The sequence below is a fragment of the Mycobacterium kyorinense genome (assembly GCF_001672775.1).
GTDB lineage: Bacteria > Actinomycetota > Actinomycetes > Mycobacteriales > Mycobacteriaceae > Mycobacterium > Mycobacterium kyorinense_A.
Map to the genome: position 1 here is coordinate 1 of NZ_LZKJ01000129.1, position 3,044 is coordinate 3,044.

A 3,044-nucleotide genomic window follows, 5' to 3' on the forward strand; every position below is an offset into this window, starting at 1 on the left:
GACTTCTACGCGCTGACCCGCCACGAAGACGTGGCGGCCGCATTCAAGGATTTCGAGACCTACTCGTCGGCCCGCGGTTGCGATTTGGCGATGGTGCGTTCGGGCGAGGTGCCCCAGAAATCGATCATCTTCATGGATCCGCCCGACCATCGCCACATGCGCAGCCTGCTCAACAAGGCGTTCACGCCACGGGCCATCCAATCCCAAAAGGAGACCGTCCTAGAGCTGGTCGAGAAGTACCTGAGCGCGGCCAACCCGGACCAGTTCGATGTTGTGCAGGACTTCTCCGGCCCATTCCCCGTCGAGGTCATCACCAGCATGGCCGGAGTGCCGGAGGAATTCCGGCAGCAAGTGCGCCACTGGATCGACACCAGCCTGCACCGTGAACCGGGACAGGTCGGGTGGAGCGAAGCTGGGATGCAGGCCAACCTCGACAGCGCAATGTATTACTTCAGCCTGATCCAGCAGCGGCGCGAGGAGCCGCAGGAGGACATGATCAGCCGGCTCATCGCCGCCGAAATCCCGGGCGATGACGGTCAAATGCGCAAGCTCGACGATATCGAAATCACGGGTTTCGCCGTGCTTTTGGGCGGCGCCGGCGCCGAAACTGTGACCAAGCTGGTTGGCAACGCGGCGGTCATCTTCGCCCGCAACCCGGACCAATGGCAGAAGCTGCTTGATGACCGCAGCAAGGTCCCCGCGGCGGTCGAAGAACTGTTGCGGTACGAAGGGCCGGTCCAATACAACGTCCGCTACACGCTCAAAGAGGCACACGTCAGCGGTGGCACGATTCCTGCCGGCAAGCCGGTGTTCTTGATCGGCGCCGCAGCGAACCGGGATCCCGACGCCTTCACCGACGCGGACACGTTCGACATCGATCGCGACCAGACCGAGGCGCAGCACCTTGGTCTTGGGTACGGGATCCACAGTTGCCTTGGCGCGGCGTTGGCCCGCATGGAAAGCCGGATCGCGCTGGAGAAGCTGCTGGACTTCATGCCCCGCTACGAAATCCGCTGGGAGGGCTGTAAACGCGTCAGCATGCAAAACGTTGCCGGCTGGTCACACGTCCCGGTGCAGGTGCTGTGAAGGTTCACCACCTGCCGTGAAGAGCGGTGCGGGTTCCGATATGAGAGGTTCGCGTCCCTAGGGGCCCATGCCTGGTTGGCGGCGGGCCGAATCGCTCTCGCTAGGCTGCTGGAATGATTGACTTCCAAAGTGGTGGCCTGTTAGCGAGACTCGGACCGAGCGATCCAAAAGCGATCGCCGCTTAGCTGACACCTATCCTCGTCGACGGCGAGGTGGTTCAACTAAGCTTCAAGGGCGTACGCGACTCAGTGGTTTTCACCAACAAGCGCCTCATCACGGTGAACGTCCAAGGTTTAACCGGAAAGAAGCGCGACTACTCGTCGCTGCCCTACAGCAAGATCCAAGCATGGAGCATCGAGACCGCCGGACGCTTCGATCTCGACGCCGAACTCGAATTGTGGTTCTCAGGCCTTGGAAAGGTTCGTCTGGATTTCAAAGGTCAGGTCGACATTCGTACTATCGGGCAGCTCATCGGTAGGCATGTCCTCTAAAGAACTTGTGCCAGATTGGCGTAACTACATTCCACTGTGACGCCTCTGAAACCTGGCTCAGGATCTTCTGTTTCCCGAAGGTTCTCGGCTCAATCGTCGATGTGCGTCGGTGGGTCGGCGAAGCCGAGATCGCCAGGGTGCTGCTCGGGACCCATCACATCGCAGCGCCTGTCGGGCACCAGGAAGGAACTGGCGCCGCGATAGCTCAGTTGGGCAACGGCCACGCAACGCTCCCAGGTGCCATCAGGCTGAACGGGCCCGTCGCACTTACTGATAACCGGTCCGCCGTACTGGCAGCCGGCGGTGACCGGCGGCGCTGCGCCGATCAGCCCTGTGGCCATCAGCAGGACGATCAGTCCTCCGACGATGCACCGCTTCATGGTTGTCTCCCGTCCGTCGCCGTCGACAGCCCAGCCAGCAACCATTGACGCTACCGCTTATGAAATTGGTTCTTGCTGCCTTTGAGGATCGTGGTCCGACGCAAACCCATGATTTCTTCGACGCGGAGGCCGTACCTGGCAGAGGCGATTGATGAAGCCCACAGTTCAACGCCGGCCTGGTGGGCATCGCCAAGCAGTTCCTCCGCAATTCCACGAATGCATTTGACGTAGCAAGATGCCAACCCTTTGCGGGCTGACTAATTATTCGTCATTCACAAGTGATCAAGCTTGCGGCGGCATACGCTGCCAACTGTTCGAGCAACGTCACTACGAGGGAGGTCGAACGTGTTTCTCCGCATTAGCGCGCTGATCGCAGTCACGACTGCTTTGGCGGCGCCAAATGCAAGCGCTGACCCGAGTGATCCGGTAGGAGACAGCGAGCAGGCCACCTGTTCAGTCCTGAGTGAAGACCTGAACGGCGAGCCCGCCCACGACGAGGGCGTAATCACCTCGATCGCGCAAGCGATCGCCGAGTACTACGGGATCGCCACAAAGACCGCAGTGGGTATTGAGCTCGAGCAAGTGAAAACCTACTGCCCGGCCTTATATCCCGATATCGAACAGGTGGCGCAGTACATCCAGGAGCAAGAAGAGCAATCCGACGCGGTCGCATGAGAGCTGGGCTGTCCTCCGTCATTCATGAACGATGGAAGCGGTAGCTCACGCTAAGCGAACCGAACCGTCGTCGGCGCCGGAACAACAACTTCGGCGGTTTGTGGGCGCGGCACTAACGTTTCAGGTCCGACACGACGCTAATGCTGGTCGCGCAGCATGCCAGGCTATACCGAGTTGGGCGAAGCTCGTGAGATCGGTGGCCTCCCAACTAGAATGGCGGAGGCTCATCCTCGTCACTCGCAGGTGGTGCCGGGCCGAGTTGGGCGGCGTGGCGGGCTTGGCGTACTTCTCGGTTGCGTTTGCGTTCGGCGCGGATGTAGGCCGCGCGGTTTTGCGCGCGGGTCCGTTTCCGCTGGGGCATCATTGCGCCGCGATCGCCGCACCGATCGGTGCGGGTGGATGTCGGCTGGGG

The 3,044-nt window shown here is 61.0% G+C and carries 4 protein-coding genes and 1 pseudogene; 3 read left to right on the forward strand and 2 right to left on the reverse strand.

The annotated features are described in order from the left end of the window. Window positions 1-1,086: cytochrome P450 (locus A5707_RS14110; RefSeq protein WP_065015092.1), on the forward strand; the 1,086-nt coding region annotated here is incomplete at its 5' end. A gap of 194 nt (window positions 1,087-1,280) precedes the next feature. Beyond that, a complete protein-coding gene (locus tag A5707_RS14115; protein ID WP_269455151.1) occupies window positions 1,281-1,577 on the forward strand; it encodes a PH domain-containing protein in 297 nt (98 codons plus the stop codon). Window positions 1,578-1,666: 89 nt separating this feature from the next. Here the strand turns inward: A5707_RS14115 and A5707_RS14120 are convergent, their stop codons facing one another. Then, on the reverse strand, window positions 1,667-1,957 hold the full coding sequence (locus A5707_RS14120) for a CDGP domain-containing protein (protein ID WP_065015094.1): 291 nt from the start codon (window positions 1,955-1,957) through the stop codon (window positions 1,667-1,669). A gap of 345 nt (window positions 1,958-2,302) precedes the next feature. On the opposite strand from A5707_RS14120, the gene A5707_RS14125 reads away from it, so the two are divergent. After that, window positions 2,303-2,632 (forward strand): hypothetical protein, encoded by a 330-nt coding sequence (locus A5707_RS14125; protein ID WP_065015093.1) that lies wholly within the window; start codon window positions 2,303-2,305, stop codon window positions 2,630-2,632. A 208-nt stretch (window positions 2,633-2,840) separates the two neighbouring features. Here the strand turns inward: A5707_RS14125 and A5707_RS24520 are convergent. After that, window positions 2,841-3,044: pseudogene (locus tag A5707_RS24520) on the reverse strand (hypothetical protein); the annotation flags it as partial.